The sequence below is a fragment of the Streptomyces sp. NPDC039609 genome, from assembly GCF_055596705.1.
In genome coordinates, this window is sequence record NZ_JBVIUJ010000017.1 from 51,714 (window position 1) to 74,952 (window position 23,239).

General features: G+C 70.2%; 25 protein-coding genes and 1 pseudogene. 14 read left to right on the forward strand and 12 right to left on the reverse strand.

The window, feature by feature from the left end:
- Positions 1–13: 13 nt before the first annotated feature.
- Positions 14–889, reverse strand: coding sequence for a response regulator (locus tag ACZ561_RS35780; protein WP_471003506.1), 876 nt, complete (start codon positions 887–889; stop codon positions 14–16).
- Positions 886–2,016 (reverse strand): sensor histidine kinase, encoded by a 1,131-nt coding sequence (locus ACZ561_RS35785; RefSeq protein WP_471003509.1) that lies wholly within the window; start codon positions 2,014–2,016, stop codon positions 886–888. Before ACZ561_RS35785 ends, ACZ561_RS35780 begins: the two co-directional genes overlap by 4 nt.
- Before the next feature lie 122 nt (positions 2,017–2,138).
- Here ACZ561_RS35785 and ACZ561_RS35790 point away from each other — a divergent pair, with 122 nt between their 5' ends.
- Positions 2,139–2,717, forward strand: a complete 579-nt coding sequence (locus ACZ561_RS35790) for an RICIN domain-containing protein (protein ID WP_376436340.1) — start codon at positions 2,139–2,141, stop codon at positions 2,715–2,717.
- A 62-nt stretch (positions 2,718–2,779) separates the two neighbouring features.
- Here the strand turns inward: ACZ561_RS35790 and ACZ561_RS35795 are convergent, their stop codons facing one another.
- The 5 genes and pseudogenes from ACZ561_RS35795 to ACZ561_RS35815 form a co-directional block, all read right to left on the reverse strand.
- Entirely contained in the window at positions 2,780–4,318 is a 1,539-nt protein-coding gene (locus ACZ561_RS35795) for a hypothetical protein (RefSeq protein ID WP_471003513.1), read from the reverse strand.
- 4 nt (positions 4,319–4,322) lie between these two features.
- Positions 4,323–6,383, reverse strand: coding sequence for a hypothetical protein (locus tag ACZ561_RS35800; protein WP_471003515.1), 2,061 nt, complete (start codon positions 6,381–6,383; stop codon positions 4,323–4,325).
- Between the two features lie 218 nt (positions 6,384–6,601).
- Complete coding sequence (locus ACZ561_RS35805) at positions 6,602–7,801, reverse strand: RNA-guided endonuclease InsQ/TnpB family protein (RefSeq protein ID WP_471003517.1); 1,200 nt, start codon at positions 7,799–7,801, stop codon at positions 6,602–6,604.
- 115 nt (positions 7,802–7,916) lie between these two features.
- Positions 7,917–8,369 carry a nucleoside deaminase gene (locus ACZ561_RS35810; RefSeq protein WP_471003727.1) on the reverse strand — a complete coding sequence of 151 codons (453 nt, stop codon included), beginning with the start codon at positions 8,367–8,369 and terminating at the stop codon, positions 7,917–7,919.
- A gap of 84 nt (positions 8,370–8,453) precedes the next feature.
- A pseudogene (locus ACZ561_RS35815) lies at positions 8,454–8,663 on the reverse strand (GntR family transcriptional regulator); the annotation flags it as partial.
- A 494-nt stretch (positions 8,664–9,157) separates the two neighbouring features.
- Here ACZ561_RS35815 and ACZ561_RS35820 point away from each other — a divergent pair.
- From ACZ561_RS35820 to ACZ561_RS35835, 4 genes are all read left to right on the forward strand, one after another.
- A complete protein-coding gene (locus ACZ561_RS35820; RefSeq protein ID WP_471003520.1) occupies positions 9,158–9,493 on the forward strand; it encodes a hypothetical protein in 336 nt (111 codons plus the stop codon).
- A gap of 273 nt (positions 9,494–9,766) precedes the next feature.
- Positions 9,767–10,180: a hypothetical protein gene (locus ACZ561_RS35825; RefSeq protein ID WP_471003523.1), complete on the forward strand. Its 414-nt coding sequence runs from the start codon at positions 9,767–9,769 to the stop codon at positions 10,178–10,180.
- A 7-nt stretch (positions 10,181–10,187) separates the two neighbouring features.
- Positions 10,188–10,784, forward strand: a complete 597-nt coding sequence (locus tag ACZ561_RS35830; RefSeq protein ID WP_471003525.1) for a hypothetical protein — start codon at positions 10,188–10,190, stop codon at positions 10,782–10,784.
- 147 nt (positions 10,785–10,931) lie between these two features.
- Positions 10,932–11,861 (forward strand): DMT family transporter, encoded by a 930-nt coding sequence (locus ACZ561_RS35835; protein WP_471003528.1) that lies wholly within the window; start codon positions 10,932–10,934, stop codon positions 11,859–11,861.
- Here ACZ561_RS35835 and ACZ561_RS35840 read toward each other — a convergent pair.
- Complete coding sequence (locus tag ACZ561_RS35840) at positions 11,764–12,648, reverse strand: LysR family transcriptional regulator (RefSeq protein WP_384529403.1); 885 nt, start codon at positions 12,646–12,648, stop codon at positions 11,764–11,766. The genes ACZ561_RS35835 and ACZ561_RS35840 overlap by 98 nt on opposite strands.
- On the reverse strand, positions 12,648–13,043 hold the full coding sequence (locus ACZ561_RS35845) for a PLD nuclease N-terminal domain-containing protein (protein WP_471003531.1): 396 nt from the start codon (positions 13,041–13,043) through the stop codon (positions 12,648–12,650). Before ACZ561_RS35845 ends, ACZ561_RS35840 begins: the two co-directional genes overlap by 1 nt.
- 89 nt (positions 13,044–13,132) lie before the next feature.
- Here ACZ561_RS35845 and ACZ561_RS35850 point away from each other — a divergent pair, with 89 nt between their 5' ends.
- The gene (locus tag ACZ561_RS35850) at positions 13,133–14,584 is read left to right on the forward strand and encodes a menaquinone biosynthesis decarboxylase (protein ID WP_329119368.1); all 1,452 of its coding nucleotides are present in this window, start codon (positions 13,133–13,135) and stop codon (positions 14,582–14,584) included.
- Positions 14,581–15,483: a menaquinone biosynthesis prenyltransferase MqnP gene (gene mqnP / locus ACZ561_RS35855; RefSeq protein WP_471003534.1), complete on the forward strand. Its 903-nt coding sequence runs from the start codon at positions 14,581–14,583 to the stop codon at positions 15,481–15,483. The genes ACZ561_RS35850 and mqnP overlap by 4 nt, the downstream gene beginning before the upstream one ends.
- Positions 15,484–15,688: 205 nt before the next feature.
- On the opposite strand, the gene ACZ561_RS35860 is transcribed toward mqnP, so the two are convergent.
- On the reverse strand, positions 15,689–16,294 hold the full coding sequence (locus ACZ561_RS35860) for a rhomboid family intramembrane serine protease (protein WP_471003537.1): 606 nt from the start codon (positions 16,292–16,294) through the stop codon (positions 15,689–15,691).
- A gap of 95 nt (positions 16,295–16,389) precedes the next feature.
- Here ACZ561_RS35860 and ACZ561_RS35865 point away from each other — a divergent pair, with 95 nt between their 5' ends.
- Positions 16,390–17,067 carry a UbiX family flavin prenyltransferase gene (locus ACZ561_RS35865; protein WP_471003540.1) on the forward strand — a complete coding sequence of 226 codons (678 nt, stop codon included), beginning with the start codon at positions 16,390–16,392 and terminating at the stop codon, positions 17,065–17,067.
- Here the strand turns inward: ACZ561_RS35865 and ACZ561_RS35870 are convergent.
- Positions 17,064–17,201: a hypothetical protein gene (locus ACZ561_RS35870; RefSeq protein ID WP_376436379.1), complete on the reverse strand. Its 138-nt coding sequence runs from the start codon at positions 17,199–17,201 to the stop codon at positions 17,064–17,066. The genes ACZ561_RS35865 and ACZ561_RS35870 overlap by 4 nt on opposite strands.
- A gap of 113 nt (positions 17,202–17,314) precedes the next feature.
- Here ACZ561_RS35870 and ACZ561_RS35875 point away from each other — a divergent pair, with 113 nt between their 5' ends.
- From ACZ561_RS35875 to ACZ561_RS35900, 6 genes are all read left to right on the forward strand, one after another.
- Entirely contained in the window at positions 17,315–17,770 is a 456-nt protein-coding gene (locus ACZ561_RS35875) for an Lrp/AsnC family transcriptional regulator (protein ID WP_031013392.1), read from the forward strand.
- Positions 17,771–17,818: 48 nt separating this feature from the next.
- Entirely contained in the window at positions 17,819–18,982 is a 1,164-nt protein-coding gene (mqnE, locus tag ACZ561_RS35880) for an aminofutalosine synthase MqnE (protein WP_329119378.1), read from the forward strand.
- 15 nt (positions 18,983–18,997) lie between these two features.
- Positions 18,998–19,522, forward strand: a complete 525-nt coding sequence (locus ACZ561_RS35885) for a GNAT family N-acetyltransferase (RefSeq protein ID WP_471003545.1) — start codon at positions 18,998–19,000, stop codon at positions 19,520–19,522.
- A gap of 155 nt (positions 19,523–19,677) precedes the next feature.
- Positions 19,678–19,923, forward strand: coding sequence for a DUF4229 domain-containing protein (locus ACZ561_RS35890; RefSeq protein WP_471003730.1), 246 nt, complete (start codon positions 19,678–19,680; stop codon positions 19,921–19,923).
- Between the two features lie 411 nt (positions 19,924–20,334).
- Complete coding sequence (locus tag ACZ561_RS35895; protein WP_471003548.1) at positions 20,335–21,654, forward strand: dicarboxylate/amino acid:cation symporter; 1,320 nt, start codon at positions 20,335–20,337, stop codon at positions 21,652–21,654.
- Between the two features lie 112 nt (positions 21,655–21,766).
- Positions 21,767–22,426 carry a TetR/AcrR family transcriptional regulator gene (locus ACZ561_RS35900; protein WP_471003551.1) on the forward strand — a complete coding sequence of 220 codons (660 nt, stop codon included), beginning with the start codon at positions 21,767–21,769 and terminating at the stop codon, positions 22,424–22,426.
- On the opposite strand, the gene ACZ561_RS35905 is transcribed toward ACZ561_RS35900, so the two are convergent.
- Positions 22,395–23,237, reverse strand: a complete 843-nt coding sequence (locus tag ACZ561_RS35905; RefSeq protein WP_471003554.1) for a MaoC family dehydratase — start codon at positions 23,235–23,237, stop codon at positions 22,395–22,397. The two genes, ACZ561_RS35900 and ACZ561_RS35905, sit on opposite strands and share 32 nt — an antisense overlap.
- Positions 23,238–23,239: the final 2 nt, after the last annotated feature.

Consider the following 23,239-nt stretch of genomic DNA (forward strand, 5'->3'; position numbering starts at 1 on the left):
GCGCCCGCTCGGGTCACGGCAGGGCGTCGAGGCCGTCCTCGCGGACCCGTACCGCCAGGTCGATCTTGGTGTGGGCGGGGCGGCCCGCGCGCTGGTACTTCTCCTTGACCTGATCGAGGTAGTACTTGGCGGTGTTGGGGCTGATCCGGGCTCGGCGGGCCGTCGCCTTGAGCGTCAGCCCGGAGGCGTAGTCGAGCAGCACCTGCAGCTCCCGTGGGGCCAGTCGGGGCCGCTCGGGCCGTGTGTCGTGTGCCAGCGCGAAGGCCAGCTCGGCGGAGTGCACACGACCTTCCGAGGCGACCTCCCCGATGGCCGTCACCAGGGAGTCCAGGGCATGGTCCTTGGTCAGATAGCCGTCCGCCCCGGCGGAGAACGCGGCGACGATACGGGACCGGTCGGCGACCGTGCTGATGACGAGAACCCGCGGTCCCGCCGCCCGCAGCCTCCGGACGTTCTCCTCGGCCACGGAGCCGTCCTGGAGCACCAGGTCGAGCAGGACCACGTCCGCGTGGCGGCCGGGGCCGGCGAGCAGCTCGTCCACGGTGGCCGCGCAGCCGAGCATCCGCAGGTGCGCCACCGGCTCCAACCAGGAGCGCAGCCCGTCGAGGAGCATCCGGTCGTCGTCGACCGCCGCCACGCCGGTCACGGGCCGCCCCGCCACAACCGGCCCGCACGGCCCGCCCGTCGCGCCCGCGACCCCGCGAGAGCCGGCCGTGCTCGGGTCGTCCGACGTGGCCGACTCGGCCGTCGTGCTCGGGTCGTCCGATGCGCCGGCCGCGCTCGGGCCGGTCGCCGTGCTCGCGTCGTCCGACGCCCCCGCCGTGCTCGGGCCATCCGACGCTCCCGCCGTACTCGGGCCGGTCGTCGTGGCCGTCGTGTCGTCCCTCATGCCGGCCACCGCAGCTCGACCCGGGTGCCCTCGCTCGGGGCGCTGTCCACCTCGGCGGCGCCGCCGATCTCCCGCATCCGCGCGTGCATCGACCGCCGCAGCCCGGTCCCGGTGCCTGTTCCCGTCCCTCGACCGCCCACCAGGACCGCCTCGGTGTCGAAGCCCCGGCCGCGGTCCACGACGGTGACCGTGACGCCGCCGCCCCGCCCGGTCGCGGTGAGGTACGCGGACGATGTCCCGGCATGGCGCCGTACGTTGTTCAGCGCCTCCGTCACCGCGGCGGTCAGCGCGGCCGCCACAGGGCTCGGGAGCGGGGGCAGTTCGTGGTACTGGGCGGTGACCATGAGGCCGAGACACTCCGCGGCCGCCACCACGTCCTCCAGGGCTTCGCCCGCCGGCACCTCGGCACCCTCCCTCTCGTCTCCCGCCTCCGCCTGCTCCGACCGCTGGACCAGCCGGCGGAGATAGGCCGCCTCCCGGGCGCACCGCTCCCGCACCCCCGGCGCGTTCGCGTCCACCCGGCCGGAGGCGATCGTGGTCAGCGTGGCCAGGACCGTGTCGTGCAGGGCCCGGTGGTGGGCCATCCGTTCGGCCTGCCGGGCCCGCTCGGCCTCGGCCCGTACCGCCTGCTCGCGCGCCTCGTCGAGCAGGGTGCCCTGGCGGTGCAGGTACCACCAGAAGACGCGGGCCATCACGGCGGAGGAGACCACCGACACGAGGTGCCCGGTCAGCGGCCGTGCCGCGTCCGTCTGCAGCTGGGCGGCCACATGGGCGGCGAGGATCAGCACCACCGCGCAACCCGCCTGCCGCGCCGTCAGCCCGGCCGCCGCCGCCGCGGCGGCCGAACCGCCGAGCAGCAGCGCCCAGAACCCCGGGTCCGCCACATGCCCGCCGCTCGCCCACAGCACCGCGTGCGGCAGCAGGCAGCCCGTCAGCAGCACATCGGCCCACACGAGACGGGGGCCGAACCCTCCCCGCGCGTACCCCGCCCCGTACAGCAGGAGGCTGGTGCCCAGCGCCACGCCGAGAAGCGCCCGGACGGCAACCCCGGCGGTGGGGGCGTGTACGAGGGCGGTGATGCCGGCTGTCAGATGACTGGCCCGGTACAGACCGGTGGCAAGAAGCATGAATCGCTGCGCCCGTTGCAGCCCTGACCCCACCAAACCCCCCTGAAAAGACGGGTACCGGGGGCTCAGTGGATCTCGCTAGCTTCCTTGGCGTCAAGGCAATCCCCAGCCAGGAGGAAAACGTGGCTCGAAGAACGTTCCGTCGGCTCGGCAGGCATGGATTCGTGGCCTCGCTGGTCGCGCTCTTCACTCTGCTGATCCCGACCGCGGCACACGCCGACTACAACCCGAACGTGCGCTACACGAGCTCCCCGTACAACGCGGCGATCCACGAGATCCGGGCGTCCTACAGCTGGCAGTGCCTGGACATCCGCGGCGAGTCGACCAGCGTCGGCGCGGTCATCCAGAGGTACGACTGCAAGGGCCGGCACCACCAGCGCTTCGTCTTCTACCCGATGGGCGGGGAGAACTTCGCCGTCGGCACCTACGGCGGCGCCATGTGCCTGGGAACCCCGAACGCGAGCAAGGCCCCGGGGACCGGCGTCATCCAGGCCACCGGCGGCAACTGTCTGACCCTGCGCTGGAAGGACCGCGGCTCCAACCACTGGGAGATGGTCGAGGTGGGCACCGGTCAGTGCCTGCTCGACACCGGACGGCGCAGCCAGGTGGTGCTCGGTGCCTGCGGCGGCGTCGGCGAGCCCTGGCCGTCCCTGTGGACCCCGAGGTTCGACGGCTACTTCAACTACCCCGGCGGCTTCTAGCCGGAGACGGCCGCCGGGTACCAGGTGGTACCCGGCGGCTGGCCGATATCCGGCCGGAGGCCTCAACCCCCTTGCGGCGGAAGGCAGTTCTTCGTGGGCGGTTTGCCCTCCGGCCAGGCCATCTGGACGAATCTCTGCGAGCCGTCCTGGGCCAGCTCCACGATCGGGACCGCCTTGTTGAAGGGGTTGCCGTAGTTGTCCAGGCAGATCCAGCCGCTCGCGCCGTCGACCCGGAGCGAGCCCTTGACCTGGGGCCACTGGGTGACCACGTCCGCCAGCTCCGGGTACTGCGCGCCCTGCGGGGTCGCCTGGCGGATGGCGTGCACCGCCGTCGCCATCGCGTCGTACGCGACGATCGCCTGCCCGTCGGCGAGCGCGACCGGCTCCTTCGAGGCGCGGGCGATGTCCGTCAGGAACGTGTCGTACGCGGCCGTCGAACCGCCCGTCCCCGGCACCGGCCGGCCCGGCGCCGGCTTCCAGGCGTCCGGGTGCGCCAGCGAGGCGTAGCGGACGGTCAGCTTCGCCTTCAGCGCGGCCCGGTTGAGCTTGCGGTCCGCTCCCAGGTACGAGCCCTCGTCACCGGTCAGGATCGTGAACGCCCGCTCCGCGCAGCCGCGCGAGCCGAGCGCGTTGATGAACTGCCGCAGCTGGGTGTGCCGGCCCGCGAAGAAGACCGTCTCCGCGTTCGTGTCGCAGATCAGATGCGTGATCTGACGGAAGGTGTTCGCCGTCGTGCCCTCCTCCGTCGGGTCGGCGGGCGAGGTGAACAGCTGCGGTTCGTACGGCGCGCCCTTCAGCGAGGCCGCGAACGCGGACTTCAGGGTGTCCGTGTAGTGGTCGCCGGTCCGGGTGTCCTGGACCAGCAGCGCCTTGGACGCCTCGACCTTCCCGAAGTGCGCGAGCGCCTTGGCCTCGTCGCCGTTGGTGGGGGAGACGCGGGCGAGGCCGGGGAAGCGGTTGTTGCCGGCGCCGGGGCCGTTGGCGATGTCGTCGGCGGTGATGGTGGTGCCGACGACGGCGATGCCCGCACCGGTGAGCGCCGCCACCGCCTGCCGTATCTCGGTGGATGAGGTGGCCACCCCGGAGACCGCCCGCAGCCGGTCCTCCCCGCCCGTCATCGTCTTCAGCCGGTCCACCGTCGTACGCCAATGGGCGTTGCCCTTACCGGTGTTGGCGAGGACGAGCCGGATCTTCGGGGTCTCGCTGTTGGACTCGTGGTTGGCGCGGTACTGCCGGGCGTAGGCGCCCTGCACCTCGTGCAGGACCTTGGCCTGCATCCCGGCGTCCGGCGAGGTCAGCGGCAGCAGCAGGGCGACCGTGGCGTACTCGCCGGACTTCAGGGCGCGGTTCTCCTCGCGGATCAGCCCGGCCACCTCGGTCAGGGACGAGACGCCGAAGTCGTATCCGTCGCCGTTGACGCCGACGCATTCCGTACTGCCCTCGGGCCGCTCCACGCCGGCGGCGCAGGAACGGTCCTCCGGGGTGGTGGCGCGGTTGACCACGTATCCGGTCAGCCCGCCGAGCACGGCCAGGACCACCACCGCCGTGGTGATCCTCTGGCGGGTGGTGTGCAGGAGGTGGAAGCGCAGCCAGGCGAACATGTCCTCAGACTCCGTCCTCGCGCGCCGGGGGCAGCGAGAGCTCCCGCCAGGCGCGGATGTCCGTCGGCCAGTGGGTGGCCGCGTCCCACAGCGGTCTGTTGCCCGTCAGATGGCGACCGGACAGCTGACGCAGCTCGAACGCCAGCTTCTCGATCACCTCGCCGTCGGGCAGGGCGAGCGGGTCGGTCAGCAGCCAGACCGCGTGCAGCAGCCGCCGCAGCCGCAGATGGAGTTCGGTGGTGTCGGCGTCGAGTCCGGCCGGCATCAGATCGGGTGGCCGCTGCCCGAGCGCGACGGCGCGGCGCGGATCCGGGCCCGTCCGGTCGCGGGTGCGCGGGTACGGGGCGGAGGCGATGAACCGCAGCCGCCCCAGCCACTGCTCGATGTCCGGGCGGGGGAACGTGACCCGCAGATGGGTCACGGCCTGCTGGGTGCGGCCGAGGGCCAGTTCGTGGTGCAGCCGGTACGCGAGCCCGGCCTCCAGGTCGTAGTGCCGGTGCAGGGTCTCGTGGACGGCCCGCCAGGTCGCGTACCCCTCCCCGTCCTCGAACCGCAGCCGGTGCAGCAGCAGGGCGCGCAGCAGCGGATCGGCGACGAAGTGCTCAGGGCTCTCGGGCCAGCCCTCGGCGCGCAGCCGGTCGCGGACCTCCAGCGCCATGTCCCCGTCCGGGGACTCTCCGGGCAGCCGGGTGTGGGCGAGGAGCCGCGCGGACGTCTCGTCGTGGGCCGCGGCGAGCACCGCGAGCCGGCCGTGGTGCTCCCCGGGCAGCAGCTCCCCGAGCAGCGTCGGCGCGACCGGCACCGGCGGGGCGTCCTCGCGCAGCTCCACCTTCAGATCGAGCAGCCCGCCCGGGGTGAGGGCCGGGCGGAGTTCCGCGGGCGTCTCGCCGGCGGTGCGGCCGAGCAGGGTCACTCCCAGCGGGCGTCCGCCGGTGAGCCGGTGGACGCCCCGGGCCAGGTCGGCGGGGGTCCGGCCGGACGGGTCGTGCCGGTCGAACGCGGACTGGGCGTGCGCGGGGGAGAGCGGGGTGAGTTCGACGGCGAGGATGCCGGAGGTGACGTCCGTGCCGCGCGGGCAGGGGGCCAGCCGGGCGGTCTCGGGCAGCCTCAGCCGGGTCGCGCGCCGCATTCCCTCGTGGTCACCGACCCGGGAGGAGGCGAGGACGACGACCCGGTCGCGACGTCCGGCGGCGCGGTCCCGCAGGATCGGTTCGATCAGACGACGGCCCAGCGGTTCATGGGCGTTGTCGAGGAGGAGGACGGGCCGGCCGCTGCGGGCACCGGCCCGCCACACACCGGTGAAGGCGCGGTACAGGTCCTCGACGAGCGCGCCGACGAGGAAGCTCTCGGCCTCCTGGCGCCGCCGGCCGCCCTGCTCGAAGTCGTTGGCGAGGTACTGGAGGCCGATCTTGCCGCGGCCGCCGGCGTTGCGGTAGTTGCCGTACCAGCTCTCCGACCTGCGCTGGCTGCGGCCGAAGACCTCCTCCAGGACGGTCTCCACGGTCGCCTCGGCGAGGAGACCGGCCATCGGTGCGGTGGCCTCGGCGAAGTTGGCTGCCAGCTTGCTGAGGACCTTGGTGACCCAGGTGGCTCCGGCGCCCTTCGCCGCGTCGACGGTCGCGAGGACCGGCCCGAGGCGCTGCAGATCGTGCCGGGCCCGCTCCTCGTCCTCCCTCGACCAGCTGGTGGAGGCGACGGCGACCAGGCCGAGCGACAGCCGCGGGAACTCCACCGGCGCGCTGGCGAACCCGCGCGGCGCGAGCTGCCCGGCCAGCTCGGCGAGCGCGCCGGTGAGCTCGTTCCAGCCGGGCCCGTGGTCGGCGGGCGGCTCGATGTGCGCGCAGTCGAGGAGGGCGAGCGGGGTGGCCCCCTTGTAGGCGTTGCGCACCTGCTTGAGCAGGGCCGTCTTGCCCATGCCGCGGCCGCCGGTGAAGACGGTGACCGGCGGGTCGTCGCCGTGCTCGTACGCGGTGCGGGCGAAGCGGTACGGAGTCAGCCCGACGAGCCGCGCGGCGAGTCCGGAATCCTGGAAGACCGCCTCGCGGCCGTACAGCTCTCTGTCCACCCTCTGCCACCCCCGTCACAGACAACTACAGGATATCGACAGAGAGTTGGGAAAGCGGCAGCCTTTTCGACTCTGTTGTGGAGCTGTTGTCACTCCGTGGCGATGGCGTCGAGCTGGGCCCGCAGATAGCTGTGTGACTCGATGCCGTGGATCGTGGTCCCCGGATCGCACTCGTAGAATTGACGTCCTCCCCCTCGTGAGTCAGGGGGATTCCTACCTCATGCTGCCTGGCGGGCCGGCGGCCCGTCGGGTCTTCCACAATCAGCGGCAGCCGGGATGAGACCAGCCCGGACGAGCATCACGCGTGCGGAGTTCTTGTCCCTGGGGGAGACGGCGCCGCATGCGGTGCAGGTGTAGGTGCGTTCCGACAGCGGGAGTGCGTGCTTGGTTCTTGCTCCGCAGCGTCCGCAGTCCATGGTGGTGTGCGCGGGGTGCACGAACCGCAGGTCGCGGCCGTGCTTTCGCGCCATGTTGATCAGTTCGTGCTTGGTAGCCGAGATCGCCGCGTCGGCGGCCTTGCGGGCCATGGTGGACTTGGCGAGGAACTTCGGTCGGAAGTCCTCCACAGCGATCCGGTCGAAGTCCGTCACGACGCGTTTGGCCCACTTGCGCGCAGTGTCCTGTCGCTGCCGGGCGATCTTCTTGTAAACCTTGGCGGTCTGCCGCCTCACGGCGCGGTAGCCCTTCGAGGCGGCCTTCTTCCGGGCAGGCTTCCTACGGGCCATCATCCGCTGATATCCCGCGAGTTTCGCGGCAGCTTTCCTGCCGTGCTCGGCATGGGGAAGGTCATGCGTATCGCTGGTGGTGGTTGCGGTCTCCTCAACGCCCCAGTCGATGCCGATGGACCGGCCTGTCGCCGGGAGCGGCTGGGCTTGGGTCTTGACGACGAAGGAGGCGTACCAGTGGCCGAGACTGTCGCGGTAGACACGGACGCTGGACGGGGCGGCCGGGAGGTTGCGGGACCACACCAAGGTCAACACAATCCCGCCCGCGAGGTGCAGGCGACCGTCCTTGAGACGGAATCTATGCCGGGTGTAATTAAGCGTCGGATGGGCGAGAGCCTTCTTCTTCGGCTTCGGCATCCCTGCTCGCCGCTGGACCGGTAGGCGCGCTTTTGCATCCTTGAGTGCTTTAGTGCGGGACGTGGCGAAGTCGCGGATCACCTGTTGCTGTAGAGCACTGGAGCCTTCGCGAAGCCACGCGAGCTGCCCACGGGCTTCGGTCAACATCTTCTGCAGCCCTGCCGGTCCGCACCTTTCGCCGTCCCTGTGGGCCTTCCGGGACCGGGCAACACACTCGTTCCAGATCCAGCGGCACCGGTCCCACTCGCCCAGCAGGGCGGTGAGCGCGGTGGACGATACCCGAAGTCGGTAGCTATACCGGGCGTGCCCGGCGCCGTCGTCGGCGGTTGTCGTCATGACGCGACCGTAGCGTCGCGTGTTCGCTCAACTGCTCGGATTCCCCGACTGTCCCACGAACGAGTGACCGACCGCCTTCCGTGTCCGTGGTCAGATCGATCGTCGGAAGGCGTGCTCATTCATCGCCGATGTCCTCGTTCCACAGTGCCGGATGCCTCTCGATGAACTCCCGCATCAGCGCGGTGCATTCGGGGTCGTCGAGCACCACGACCTCGACCCCGTGCTCGGCCAGCCAGTCGTGCCCGCCGTGGAAGGTCTCCGCCTCCCCGACGACGACCCGCGAGATCCCGAACTGCCGCACGAGCCCGGAGCAGTACCAGCAGGGGGAGAGGGTCGTCACCATGGTCGTCCCCCGGTACGAGCGCTGCCGCCCGGCCGCCCGGAACGCGGCGGTCTCCGCGTGCGTCGACGGGTCCCCGTCCTGCACGCGCCGGTTGTGCCCGCGCCCGAGCAGCGTCCCGTCCGCGCCGTAGAGCGCGGCCCCGATCGGGATGCCGCCCTCGTCCCGTCCGGCCCGCGCCTCGGCGACGGCGGTGCGGAGCCACTGGCGGGCCTGTTTTTGGTCCATGCGGGGACTCTTCCCCGGAGCCGTGCTCGGCTCACCCAGGGGGTGGTGGGCGGCCTCCCCGGTGACGGGGGTGACGTAGGAGCCCTTGCCGGGCACGGTGTAGATCAATCCGAGGTCACGGAGTGCCTGCATGGCCCGGCGGGCGGTCAGCACGGCGATGCCGTACTCCTCGGCGAGACGGGCAGGCGCGGGAACCATCCGGTCAGGGGTGAACTCCCCGGATGCGATCTTCGCTGCGATCACGTCGGCCAGCTGCATGTAGAGCGGGCGTCCTGACTTCGGGTCGAGGCTCATACATCAACATTAGATAGTCATACAAGGACACGTTTGGATGGATCTGGCTACGGAGTGACGCGACACTGTGTAGCGAGCTCTAGGTGGTAGGCAACGAAAAAACCCCGGCGAGGTGGCTAGACCTCCCGGAGCATGGCCACCAACTACCAACAGAGTTGATGACGTGCGGAACCCTATCGCGCACGCGCTGGCTGGGCGCTGATCCCCGCCCTCCTCTGGCTGCTGACGCTCACGTTGCCGCCCACCGGAACGCGCAGGCACCGTCCGGGCCCGGTCCGGCCGACCCGTTCGCCGCGCCACCGAGCCCCCGGCCGGCGATCCCCCTACGCCCGGGAGCAGACGGCGCTTCTCGACGGCGCGCGGTCGCCGCTGGAGCGCCCGTACCTGACACAGGACTCCGCGCGAGCGGTGCAGCGGCAGCGGCGGCGGGCGTTGTGGCTGGCGACGGTCGGCGTGGACGTCGACCACCGGAACATCCATGCCGGGGGCGTCCGTTGAGCCGCTGTGGGGCGCGGCGGCACGTCGTCGCCGTCGTCGAGGTGATGCGGCCGGTGTGCGGGGGCTCGGTCTGTGTGCTCGTCGCGGGCCACGACGGCCCGCACCGCGACCGGACCGGAGACGCGTGGTGGGTGACACCGGAGATCGCCGACGCGGTGAGCGTGTCGCTGCTGGTCCACGCCCTGACGGCGGGTCCCGAGCCGGAGTTCAGGTCGCCACGCTGCATCGTCGGCCGCCACGACCGCTGCCGGGACCACGTGCCCCGGGACAGCGGCGTGCAAGGGGTTCGTCATCTCGTGTGCGGGTGCCTCTGCCACGTTCCGACCGGCTAGCGACGGCCGCCAAGGAACTCGGCGGCCTCAGCGGCGTTCGCGACGACACCGACCGGGATCCATACCCCGGTGCCGCCGTGTTCGGGCAGGAGGCGCGGCGCTGGCGAACACCGCGAGAGTCCCCTGCGTTCTCCGGGCCGGGTACACCCTTCGTGCGGTCCATCGCTGAGCCAGATGGCTTCCCTGGGTTGCCCCGCAGGGCTATGTGGGCCCTTCTGGTGCGGTGAGGGCTGTGCCGTGGGCCGGCGGGAGACGAGCGTAGAAGGAGGAACGGTGGGCATGTTCATCGGGCGGATTGGCGGCCCGTCCTCGGTCGAGGACTTCGCCCGAGGATTTGACGAACGAATCGAGCCCTATCTGCGGGAGTACGCAATCCCTGTGGCAGCTTGGGTGGGTGACGATGGAGAATACTTCATCCACGGATTTCATGCCGACGAGGAAGCTCGGCCTGATGTTGCATTCGGCATCAGCAGTGTGACCGACTGGGTGGCGGACATCCGCTTTCTGACTCGCCTGTTCGGCCTTCCTCCTGCGGGTGCCGTGAAGCTCTACTGCGACATGCCGCACAATTTGCACGAGATCCGAGGGGCCCCGTACAAGGGATGCTCGAACACGCAACAACAGCACCACATCTCGGATAATCACCAGGTCACTGACTGCCCGCAATGCGGACATCCGCTCATGTGAGGTTGCCGTGACCGAGGTCAAAGAATATCCCAACCTTTTCGGCGCGATGGGCTCAAGTGTTCCTGTCGTCACGTCACTCCTGGCGGCTGTCAGCATGTCGCTGGTGGCGATTCCGCTCGATGGGGAATTTCTTGGCGAGCAGCTCCATTTCGCGGTCTGGACTTCGGACAGGGCCGGCGTCGTGTGCGGCTCGGCTGCCGTCGTCCTGTTCGTCGGGGCGACGCTGGGAGTCGTGTATGCCCACGCGCGAACGGCCGCAGGGATGTCCCATGAGGCCAAGGTGGCTGCCGCCGGAAACAAGACCGGCGACGACCTCTCTACGGTGGAGGAGGATTGGGAGGCCAAGGCCGTCGAGGCGTACAACTGGGCTGCATTCCTCTTGGGGCTCGGACTGTGCGCGCTGGCTCTGGCGCTCGGATGCGTGGCCGTCGGCAGAGTCTGGTGGCTCCTGCCGGTGCTGTCCCTGCTGTCGACGGGCATCGCCGCAGGCGGCGTGTGGCGCAAGGAGTTCGGCAGGTGGCGCCGCTCGACGTGCGCTCTCGTCGCACTCTTCAGCCTCTACGTCACCGTGGCCCAACTGCCGGGAGTACGCCCGTACCCGTAGCGCGAACGGTCGGTCCGGAACGTCGTCGCCGAGCGGCTGATCGACCGGTCCGCCGCTTTACGTCATCGGCTCGGCCGATGGGCCCATCGGCAGGACGCCCCACTGGCTCGTGGACCGGTGCCCGCGCCTCTCCGTAGCGTCGTGGACATGAGAAACGAGACCAGGGGAACCCTCGAACTGACCCTCGCCATGGTGCTCTCCGGCACCCTCGGCATCTTCGTCGTCGAGTCCGGGGCGTCGCCCTTCGACGTGGTGTTCTTCCGGTGCCTCTTCGGGGCGGCCGCCCTCGGCGCGTACAGCCTCGCCCGGGGCTACCTCACCGGGCACGGCTTCACGCCGAAGAAGCTCGGACTCGCCGCGCTCGGCGGGGTGTTCATCGTCTTCAACTGGGTCTTCCTCTTCGAGGCGTACGAAGCCACCTCGATCTCCTTCGCCACCGTCGTCTACCACACTCAGCCGTTCTTCCTGGTGGTCATCGGCGCCGCGCTCTTCCGGGAGCGGATCACCGCCGCCACGTTCGGCTGGCTCGGAGTGGCCTTCGTCGGGCTGGTGCTCGTGTCCGGTATCCGGCCCGGGGACACCGCCTCCCTCAAGGGGCTCGGGCTCGCGCTCGGCGCGGCCGTGCTCTACGCGCTGTCGACGGTCGTCACCAAGCGGATCACCGGCGTCCGGCCCCACCTGATCGCCCTCGTGCAGGTCCTGGTCGGCATTCCGCTGCTGCTGCCCTTCGCCGACTTCGGCGCGGCCTCCCGGCTCGGCGCCGGGTGGGGCTGGCTCGCCGGCCTCGGACTCCTCCACACCGGACTGATGTACGTGCTGATGTACGCGGCCTACCAGAAGCTGCCCACCGCGAAGATCGCCGTGCTCGCCTTCACCTACCCCGCCGTCGCGATGTTCGCCGACTGGGCGGTGTACGGGCACCACATCGGCCTCGTCCAGGCGCTCGGCGTCCCGTTGATCGTCCTGGCAGGCCTGAAGGTCACCCTCGCTGCTCGGACACCAGCCGCCGCGCCTGCTCCACGAACAGCCGCACATGCGCCGGCAGCCGCTTCCCCCGCCGCCACGCGATCTGCGTGAAGAGCGTGAACGGCGGACGCCAGTCCAGCTCCACCAGTGCCCCGGACGCCAGCTCCCCGGAGACGGTGACCCGGGGCACCAGGGCGATGCCCAGCCCGCCGGCCACGCCCCGCTTCGTCGCCTCGATCGTGCCGAACTCCATGAACGGCGGAGACCAGTCCCGCAGCTCTCGCTCGAACAGATCGCGGTACGGACATCCCGGCTCCGTCCCCACCAACTGCGCCGCCGCCAGGTCCACCGCCGTCAGATCCGTACGCCCCGCCAGCGGATGGCGCGGCGAGGCCACCAGCACCAGCGGCTCCTCGGCGAGGACCTCGCTCTCCAGGCCGGCGTGCTCCGTCTCCGGCTCCATCAGGAAGCCGATGTCGTACGTACCCTGGCGCAGTGCCTGCCGGGTCTCGTCGCCGAGGGTCGGACGCAGCGCCAACCGGACCTTCGGATAGCGGTGGTGGAAGAGCTCCAGGAGCGGCGGCAGCCGGTAGGAGGTCAGCGACTCCATCGTGCCCACCGCGATCGCCCCGGCCGGCTCCTCGGTCTCCACTACCGCGGCCCGCGCCTCCTCGGACAGCTCGATGATCCGGCGGGCGTACGGCAGCAGCCGCTCACCGGCCTCGGTGAGCCGGATGCGGCTGCCGAGCCGTTCGAACAGCTCCACGCCGAGCGAGGACTCCAGGGCGCGGATCTGGCTGGTCACGCTGGACTGGGCGTACCGCAGATCGGCGGCTGCGCGGGTGAAGGAGAGGACGCCGGCGACCTTCTCGAAGGTGACCAGGAGCCGGAGCTCCATCAGCCGTCGCTGTCCTTGGCGTCGTCGCCCTGCTCGCGCTTCTTCAGCTCCTCCTCGCGGCGGCGCAGGTCCGCCTCCCAGTCCTTGAGGACGGCCTCGTCCTTCTTGTTGTCGTCCTTGAGGGACTTCAGGAAGTCGGGGTTGTCGTCGGGGGCGACCCACTCCTGGCGGTGGTTGCGGTGCCATTCGGAGGGCGTCCGGCCGCCGGCGGGGGCCTTGCGCATCTTGCCCGCGGCGAACCACACGATCGGGCCCACGATCCAGAAGAGCAGGATGATGATGACCCAGACGACCTTGGGCAGATGCTTGGCCTCGTCCTCGGGGGTGTTGAGGCAGTCGATGAAGGCGTAGATCGTCAGCGCCAGCGGCAGGATGTACATCAGCGCCCTGAGCATGTGGGACAGCCCCCTGGAAGCAACGGCAGGGCTCGTTTCGAAGGCCCCGGTGACAGGCCAAGCGTAGCCCGTGGCGGATACTGACCCCTATGGCTTACGACGATCTCCGCTCGCTGCTCAGGGCGCTGGAGCGCGAAGGCGACCTCAAGCGCATCAAGGCCGAAGTCGATCCGTACCTGGAGGTCGGGGAGATCGTCGACCGGGTGAACAAGGCGGGAGGCCCGGCGCTCCTCTTCGAGAACGTCAAGGGCTCCGCCATGCCGCTCGCGATGAACGTCTTCGGGACGGACCGCCGACTGCTCAAGGCCCTGGGCCTGAAGTCGTACGGCGAGATCAGCGAGAAGATCGGCGGGTTGCTCAAGCCCGAGCTTCCGCACGGTTTCGTCGGGGTCCGTGAGGCCTTCGGCAAGCTCGGCTCGATGGTCCACGTGCCGCCGAAGAAGGTGAAGGACGCTCCCGTCCAGGAGGTCGTCCTCACCGGCGACGACGTCGACCTGGACAAGCTGCCCGCGCTCTTCACCTGGCCCAAGGACGGCGGATCCTTCTTCAACCTGGGTCTGACGCACACCAAGCACCCGGAGACGGGTATCCGGAACCTCGGCCTCTACCGGCTGCAGCGCCACGACAAGCGCACCATCGGGATGCACTGGCAGATCCACAAGGACAGCCGCAACCACTACGCGGTGGCCGCCGCGCGCGGCGAGCGGCTGCCCGTCGCGATCGCCTTCGGCTGCCCGCCCGCGGTGACGTACGCGTCGACGGCGCCGCTGCCCGGCGACATCGACGAGTACCTGTTCGCCGGCTTCGTGCAGGGCAAGCGGATCGAGATGGTCGACTGCAAGACGGTGCCGCTCCAGGTGCCGGCGCAGGCCGAGGTCGTCATCGAGGGCTGGCTGGAGCCGGGCGAGATGCTCCCGGAGGGTCCCTTCGGCGACCACACCGGCTTCTACACGCCGCAGGAGCCGTTCCCCGCGCTGAAGATCGACTGCGTGACGATGCGGAAGCGTCCGCTGCTCCAGTCGATCGTGGTCGGCCGGCCGCCGACGGAGGACGGGCCGCTCGGGCGTGCGACGGAGCGTTTCTTCCTGCCGCTCCTCAAGATCATCGTGCCGGACATCGTGGACTACCACCTGCCCGAGTCGGGCGGCTTCCACAACTGCGCGATCATCTCGATCGACAAGAAGTACCCGAAGCACGCGCAGAAGGTCATGCACGCCATCTGGGGCGCCCACATGATGTCGCTGACCAAGCTGATCGTCATCGTGGACAAGGACTGCGACGTGCACGACCTGCACGAGGTGTCCTGGCGCGCGCTCGGCAACACGGACTACGCCCGCGACCTCACGGTCGTCGAGGGCCCGGTGGACCATCTCGACCACGCCTCGTACCAGCAGTTCTGGGGCGGCAAGGCGGGCATCGACGCCACCAAGAAGCTTCCCGAGGAGGGCTACACCCGGGACGGCGGCTGGCCGGACATGGTGGAGTCGGACCCGGCGACGGCCGCCCTGGTGGACCGCCGCTGGAAGGAGTACGGCCTGTGACCACGGCGGCCGTACCCGGCGCGCAACCGGGCCGTACGAAGGCCTTCCTGCGGCTTGTGATGATCGAGCACTCGGTGTTCGCCCTGCCGTTCGCGTACATCGCCTCGCTCACCGCGATGTTCCAGATGGACCGGAACATCCACTGGGGGAAGCTGCTCCTCGTCACCATCTGCATGGTGGGGCTGCGGACGTTCGCCATGGCCTGCAACCGGATCATCGACCGCGAGATCGACGCCCGTAACCCGCGGACCGCCCAGCGCGAGCTGGTGACCGGTGCCGTGTCGGTGCGGTCGGCGTGGACGGGCGCCGGGATCGCGGTCGTCGTCTTCCTCGGCGCCGCGGCCCTGCTGAACCCGCTGTGCCTGGCGCTGGCGCCGCTCGCCGTGGTGCCGATGGTGGTCTACCCGTACGGGAAGAGGTTCACGAACTACCCGCACGCGATCCTGGGCCTCGCCCAGGCCATAGGGCCCATCGGGGCCTGGATCGCGGTCACGGGGGCGTGGTCCTGGGACGCGGTGATCCTCGGGCTCGCGGTCGGCGTCTGGATCGGCGGCTTCGACCTGATCTTCGCCTGCCAGGACGTCCAGGCGGACCGTGCGCACGGCGTGATGTCGGTCCCGGCCCGCTTCGGTGTCCCGGCGGCGCTGTGGGGCGCGCGGGGCTCGGCGGTGGTGACGACGGGTCTGCTGGTCGGGTACGCCCTGGCGACGGACGCGGGGCTGTTCTTCTGGGTCGGCCTGGTGATCGTGGCGGCGGCGTTCTGCTACGAGCACTCGATCGTGCGGCCGCACGACCTGTCCCGGCTGAACCGGGCGTTCTTCACCGTCAACGGGTTCATCGGGATGGCCCTGTTCGTGTGCACGCTGCTCGATCTGGTGGTGCGGGGCCTGACCGTCTGAGCCGGTCCCGGTCCATGGGCCGGGCCGGGTCTATGGGTCGGTCCACGGGTCGGTCCCGGTCCACGGGTCGGTCCCGGTCCACGGGTCGGTCCCGGTCCACGGGTCGGTCCCGGTCCACGGGTCGGGACCGGTCCGCGGGTCGGTCCCGGTCCACGGGTTGACCCCGGCTCACAGAGCCGACCCCAACTCACGGAGCCGGTCCGGCTCACGCCGCCGTTATGGCGGTCCCGCGCCGGCGGCGGAAGAGGAACGCCGCCCCCACACCCGCGAGCAGGCCCACCAGGTGGCCCTGCCAGCTCACCGTCGTGTTGGTGGGGGATATGCCCAGCAGGATCGAGCTGCCCCAGACCGCTCCGACCACCAGCCCCACGCCGACGTCCAGCAGCCTGCGGTCCACGAAGCCCCGGACCAGCAGATAGCCGAAGAGGCCGAAGACCAGGCCGGAGGCGCCGGCCGTGTTGGTGTGCGACGGGGAGATCAGCCAGACGCCCAGGCCGTCGGCCACGATGATGAGCGCCACGACGCCGACGAAGCGGCGGATGCCTCCGAGGGCCGCCAGGAAGCCGAGGACCAGCAGCGGGACGCTGTTGGAGGCGACATGGTCGAAGCCGAAGTGGAGGAAGGAGGCCGGCGCGATGTCGGCCAGCTCGTCCGGGTCGCGCGGGGTGATGCCGTACGTGTCGAGGGCGTGCCCGGTCGCGTGGTCGATCGCTTCGAGGACCCACAGCAGGGCGACCCAGCCCGCCATGAGCCACGCCGCCGCCTTCGCCCGGTCGGCCGTACCCCACTGCCTGGTGTCGGAATCCGTCATGGCAACCCCCTGAAGCGCTTCGTCCTCTGCCTCGGGTGAACGTACGGGACCCCTAGGACAGTTCTCGTTCCGGGTCGCCGGATAGGCTCGTCGGCGTGGAGCCGGTAGAGAAACAGCAGCGTCGCCCCTGGGTCGTCGGGGTGTCCGGGGCATCGGGGACCCCGTACGCGGCCTCCGTCCTGAGGGGGCTGCTCGCGGCGGGGGAGAGCGTCGATCTGGTCGTCTCGCGCGCGTCGCGGCTGACGCTGCTCGACGAGACGGGGATCGCCTTCCGGGACGCGCACTGGCGCGAGGATCTGACGGAGTGGCTGGCACGGGGCGCCGACGGGAAGCCGGGAACGTTCGCTCCCGACATCGACGACGTGCGGTACTGGAACGCGGGGGACCTGGCCGCGGGGCCGAGCAGTGGCTCGTACCCGGTGAAGGGGATGCTGATCGTGCCCGCGTCGACCGCCTCGGTGGCGGGCGTGGCGCTGGGGCTTTCGAAGGACCTGCTGCAGCGGGCGGCGAGCGTGATGCTCAAGGAGCGGCGGCCGCTGGTGGTCGCGGTGCGGGAGACCCCGCTGAGCGGGCAGACGCTGAAACACCTGGTGGCGCTGGACGAGGCGGGCGCTGTGGTGCTGCCCGCCTCTCCGGCGTTCTACGCGGGGGCGACGCACATCCAGGATCTGGTGGACTTCGTCGCCGGGCGGGTGCTCGACGCGGCAGGGGTGCCGCACCGGCTGTACCGCCGTTGGGAGGGAGAGCTCGGTGGGGCCTCCCGGGGTGATTAGCGCTTCTTGGCGGCGCGCTTCTTCTCGGCGCGCTTCGAAGCGGACGGCTGGTGGGCACGCGAGCGGTTGGCCAGGTCCTGCAGCTCGCGCATACGGGCGTAGGCCATCTCGATCGTGTACACGGTGAACACCACTCCTGAAAGATCGTCTTTGATCGACTGAAAGATTCACAGGGTGTCGGCCCTGTGTGCCTTAGATTCTATACCTATACTCGCGGTATCGCTGGACAATGGAAGGCTTCTTACCTATGGACGCCGTGGACAGGCAGCTCATCCAGGCACTGCGCGAGAACGGCAGGGCCTCCTACGCCGAACTCGGCCGGCTCGTCGGGCTCTCCGGCCCCTCCGTCACCGACCGGATCAACCGACTCGAGGCGGCCGGCGTCATCACCGGCTACCGCGCCACCGTCGACGCCGCCTCGCTCGGCCTGGGCGTCACCGCACTCATCGGCATCTCCCTCTCCGACGCCGCCGACCACGAGGACGTGGCCCGCCGGCTGAAGGACCTCGCCGAGATCGAGGACTGCTGGTTCATCGCGGGCGACGACTCGTTCATGCTCAAGGTCCGCGCCAACGACGTCGACGGCCTGGAGAAGACCATCCGCCGGCTCTCCGGCACCAAGGGCGTCTCCCGCACCCGTACGACGATCGTGCTCTCCACCAAGTGGGAGAACCGGGTCGGAGATCTGCCCGAGGAGGGCTGAGAGTACGGTGGGTGGAGCCTGAAATCGTCAGACATGGGAGGCGGCCGCATGGACGCGGGACTCAAGCGCGAGCTGGAGCAGAAGGTCCGTTCCGGAGAGCGGCTGAGCCGCGAGGACGGCATCGCTCTGTACGAGTCCGACGACCTGGCCTGGCTCGGCGGCCTGGCCCACGAGGTCCGGACCCGCAAGAACGGTGACGTCGTCCACTTCAACGTCAACCGTCACCTCAACATGACGAACGTGTGCACCGCGTCCTGCGCGTACTGCTCGTTCCAGCGCAAGCCGGGCGAGAAGGACGCGTACACGATGCGCATCGAGGAGGCCGTCCGCCTCGCCAAGGCGATGGAGAACGAGAACCTCACCGAGCTGCACATCGTCAACGGGCTCCACCCCAACCTGCCCTGGCGGTACTACCCGCGCTCGCTCTCCGAGCTCAAGAAGGCCCTGCCGAACGTCTCCCTCAAGGCGTTCACCGCCACCGAGATCCACCACTTCGAGACGATCTCGGGCATGTCGGCCTCCGACATCCTCGACGAGCTCATCGAGGCCGGCCTGGAGTCCCTCACCGGCGGCGGCGCGGAGATCTTCGACTGGGAGGTCCGCCAGCACATCGTGGACCACCGCACGCACTGGGAGGACTGGTCCCGGATCCACCGCCTCGCGCACGAGAAGGGCCTGAAGACCCCGAGCACGATGCTGTACGGGCACATCGAGGAGCCCCGGCACCGCGTCGACCACGTGCTGCGACTGCGTGAGCTCCAGGACGAGACCGGCGGCTTCCAGGTCTTCATCCCGCTGCGCTACCAGCACGACTTCGTCGACATGCAGGACGGCAAGGTCCGCAACAAGCTCCAGGCGCGCACCACCATGGCGACCGGTGCCGAGGCCCTGAAGACCTTCGCCGTCTCCCGGCTGCTCTTCGACAACGTGCCGCACGTCAAGGTCTTCTGGGTCATGCACGGCGTCCAGACCGCCCAGCTGGCGCTCCAGCACGGCGCCGACGACATGGACGGCTCGGTCGTCGAGTACAAGATCACGCACGACGCCGACAACTACGGCACGCCGAACAAGCTGGGCCGCGAGGATCTGCTGGAGCTGATCCGTGACGCCGGCTTCCGCCCGGTGGAGCGCAACACCCGCTACGAGATCATCCGCGAGTACCCGGGACCGGACGCGGACCGTCGCGAGTCGCCCCAGCCGATGCGGGTCTGAGGCGGTCTCGGCTCGATGTCCCTGAGTTTCGAACTCGACCCCCCAGCCACCCCCGAGCTGCGCGACGGCATCCTGCGGCTGTGGGCGGACGTCTCCAACGCCGGCGGCGCCGTCGGCTTCGTGCCACCGGTGACGGTCGACGAGGTACGGCCCGAGCTCGTCTCCCACTTCGCCGCGATGGCCCAGGGCCGGATGCGGCTCGTCGTCGGGTACGAGGAGGACGGCACCGTCGCCGCCACCACCTTCGTCGCGTACAACACGCACCGGCTCATGAAGCACTGGGTGTGGCTGTACACGGTGATGGTCCACCCCTCCCACCAGGGCAAGGGGTACGGGCGCGACCTCATGGCCGCGGTAGAGGACGCGGTCCGCGGCTTCGACGGGATCGAGGCGATACGCCTCACCTGCCGCGGCGGCACGGGCGTCGACCGCTTCTACGGCTCCTGCGGCTACAAGGAGGTCGGGCGGGTGCCCGGCGCGATCCGGGTGGCCGAGGGCGACGACCGTGACGACATCTTCATGCTGCTCCCGCTGGATTGACCCACCCGTCGCCCGACCGCAACCCCTCATCGAGGGGTTGCGGGCCGCCCTATTCGTCCGCCGTGCTTCACTGGTGGGACGAAAACGTACAGACAGAGAAAGGGGCCGTCGTGGCCGAGAACGGAACGGGCGCTGCGACCCTCCGCTACACCCTCATGCGCCTCGGAGTCTTCGCCGGCTGCTTCTTCGCGCTCTGGGGCCTCGTCTACATCGGTGTGCTGCCGCGCGGCCTCGGTGACTCCAACCTGCTCTGGGTGCTCCTGCTCTCCATCGTGATCTCCGCGCCTCTCAGCTTCGTGCTGCTGCGCGGGCAGCGGGACGCGATGTCCGAGCAGATCGTGGCCAAGGTCGACCGGGCGAAGGACCGCCTGGCCGAGAACCGGACGCGCGAGGACGCGTGAAGGACGCGTCCGCGCGAGGACGCGTGAAGGACGAGTGACCGGCGCGTGATCGGCGCGTAAGGACTGCGTAAGGTTCATCACAGACGTACACCCCGGAACGGGAGCTTCGAAGGCTCCTGACCGGGGTGTTCTGCGTTTCGGAGGCTCTGGGTGACTTCCGCTACCTCAAAGAAGGGCTTTGAGGTTCTCAAAGTTCAAGTGTTAACGTGTCCGCCATGAAGACAGCTGTGCGCCTCTCCGATGCCGTGAGCACTCCGCTCGTGGCGCGCCTGCATGTCGATCTGTGCCGCTGTATGTCCGCGGTCTGTTGCCGCGAGCTCTGACCCCGGCATCATGCAGCGGTACCGCCTGAGCGCGGTGTACCGCACCCCCGTCCCCGTATTCCCCGATACGCACCTGTGGAGTGTGTCTGTGTCCGCGTCCGCGTCCACGCCCGAGGCGAAGTCCCCGACTTCCTCCCGCATACCGAAGATCCCCTTCTGGGCCCAGATAGTCGCCGGTCTCGTGCTCGGCGTCCTGCTCGGCTGGCTCGCCCGCAGCCAGGACGTCAGCTGGCTCAAGGAGACCCTCGGTCAGGTCGGCGACATCTTCGTCCAGCTCCTGAAGCTGGCCGTCGCCCCGCTCGTCTTCTTCGCGATCCTGGTGTCCATCACCAACCTTCGCAAGGTCAACAACGCGGCCCGCCTGGCCGCCCAGACGCTGGTCTGGTTCATGATCACGTCGTTGATCGCGGTCGCCATCGGCCTCGCGATCGGCCTGATCACCAACCCGGGCGCCGGCACCGGCCTCACCCCGCAGGACGGCAAGCTGCCGAAGCGCGAGGGCACCTGGATCGACTTCCTGACCGGGATCATCCCCTCGGACGTCATCACGCCCTTCACCGAGCTGAACGTCCTCCAGATCGTCTTCATGGCCGCCGTCGCCGGTGTCGCCGCACTGAAGCTCGGCGACCGCGCCAAGCCGATCCTCGCGCTCTCCGAGTCGGTCCTGGAGCTGCTGCAGAAGGCCCTGTGGTGGGTCATCCGCCTCGCCCCCATCGGCACCGTCGGCCTCATCGGCTTCGCCATCGCCGACTACGGCTGGGAGCTGATCGGCAAGTACGCGACCTTCACCGCCGACGTCTACATCGGCTCCGCGCTGGTCATGTTCGGCGTCTACCCGCTGCTGCTCGCGACGGTCGCCAAGGTCAACCCGATCCAGTTCTTCAAGGGCGCCTGGCCGGCCATCCAGCTGGCCTTCGTCTCCCGCTCCTCGGTCGGCACCATGCCGGTCACCCAGAAGGTCACCGAGCGCCTCGGCGTCCCGAAGGAGTACGCCTCCTTCGCCGTCCCGTTCGGCGCCACGACCAAGATGGACGGCTGCGCCGCGATCTACCCGGCGCTCGCCGCGATCTTCATCGCGCAGATCTTCGACGTGCAGCTGGGCATCCAGGACTACCTGCTGATCGCCTTCGTCTCGGTCGTCGGCTCCGCGGCCACCGCGGGCCTCACCGGCGCGACGGTCATGCTGACCCTGACCCTCTCCACGCTCGGCCTCCCGCTGGAGGGCGTGGGCCTGCTGATGGCGATCGACCCGATCCTGGACATGATGAGGACGGCCACGAACGTCGCAGGTCAGGCTCTGGTCCCGGTCGTCGTCGCCGCCCGCGAGAAGATCCTGGACGTCGACGCGTACAACGCCGCCTCCTCGTCCCCGGTCGACGAGCGCGAGCCGCTGACGGTCGCCGCCTGATCCGTCCCCCCCCCGCGCGGTGCCCGTGCCCCTGTCCCCGTCCGGACAGGGGCACAGGTGTTTGTACGGCACGTAGGCTCTCCCCCGGTGCAGGCGAGTTGGGGGTAGTGGGATGGCCGAGGGCGATGGCGCGAAGGTCCGGCGGCTGCCGCGGGCGGTGCGGGAGCAGCAGATGATGGACGCTGCCGTGCAGACCTTCGGGCAGCTGGGGTACCAGGCCGCCTCCATGGACGAGATCGCCGAGCTGGCGGGCGTGTCCAAGCCCCTGGTCTACCTGTATCTGAACTCCAAGGAAGACCTCTTCACCGCCTGTATCCGGCGGGAGGCGAAGGCGCTGCTCGATGCCGTGGCCGCCGCGGTCAATCCGCGGCTGCCGGCCGACGAGCAGCTGTGGGCCGGGCTGCTGGCCTTCTTCACGCACACCGCCGAGCACCCCGACGGCTGGGCGGTGTTGAACCGGCAGGCGCGGACGCACGGGGAGCCGTTCGCCAGTGAGGCCGCGCTGATGCGCGACGAGATCGTGGCGTACGTGGGGACGCTGATCGGGGCCGCCGCCAAGCAGACCCACCGTGAGACGGAGCGGGATCCGGAGCTGGCCGAGCGGGATGTCGCCGGGCTCGCCCAGGCGCTGGTCGGGGCGGCGGAGTCGCTGGCCGGCTGGGCCAACGAGACGCCGGGGATGACGGCCTGGGAGGCGGCGGCGACGCTGATGAACTTCGCCTGGGCGGGGCTCGGCAACCTCATGAAGAGCGAGCGCTGGTCTCCCCGATGACGCCGGTCAGATGCAGCCGTCCCCCGCTGTGCAGCTGGAAGCGGCCCTGACCGTCGGTTCCGTGGGTGAGCGTGCAGGGCAGGAGGACCGGTGCCTTGAACTCCGCTCGCGCGAAGGGGAGTTCGCCGTCCTCGTCGAGCTCGGCCAGACAGCGGGCGAAGCTCCACATGCCGTGCGCGACCGTCCTCGGGAAGCCGAAGACCCGTGCGGTGAGCGGGTGGAGGTGGATCGGGTTCCGGTCGCCCGACACCGCTGCGTAGCGGCGGCCCAGATTCGCCGGGAGCCGCCACTCGGCGGTCCTGGGGAGGGGCGGAGACATCGGGCCCGGGGCGCCGGACCGGCCTCCGTGGCGGGCCAGATAGCCGCTCGCCGACTCCCACACCAGCCGCCCCGCGAGCCGCGCCTCCGTCACCATGGTGACCTCGGTGCCCCGGCGGTGCGGGGTCAGCTCCCGCGCGTACACGGTGATCTCAGGTCTGTCGTCCACCGTCAGCGGGGCGTGCCGGATGATCCTGATCCAGGTGTGCACGAGGCCGAGCAGCGGCAGCGGGAAGTCGCGGCGGGACATCAGCCGCAGCGCCGAGGGGAAGCCGAGGACGTGGGGGTACGTCAGCGGGAGCCTCTCGCCCGGTGCCTGAGGGAAGCCGCAGACGCGTGCGTACGCGGCCAGACGGCGCTCGTCGACCGGGAGCGGGCCGCGGACGATCCGGGTCGTCGGCAGCGGCGCGTCCGGGCGGGCCCTCGCGAAGGGCGAGCGGGCCACGGCGCCGCCCAGGGCGAGGAGGTTGGTCGCGGTGTCGCGGGCGGCCATTG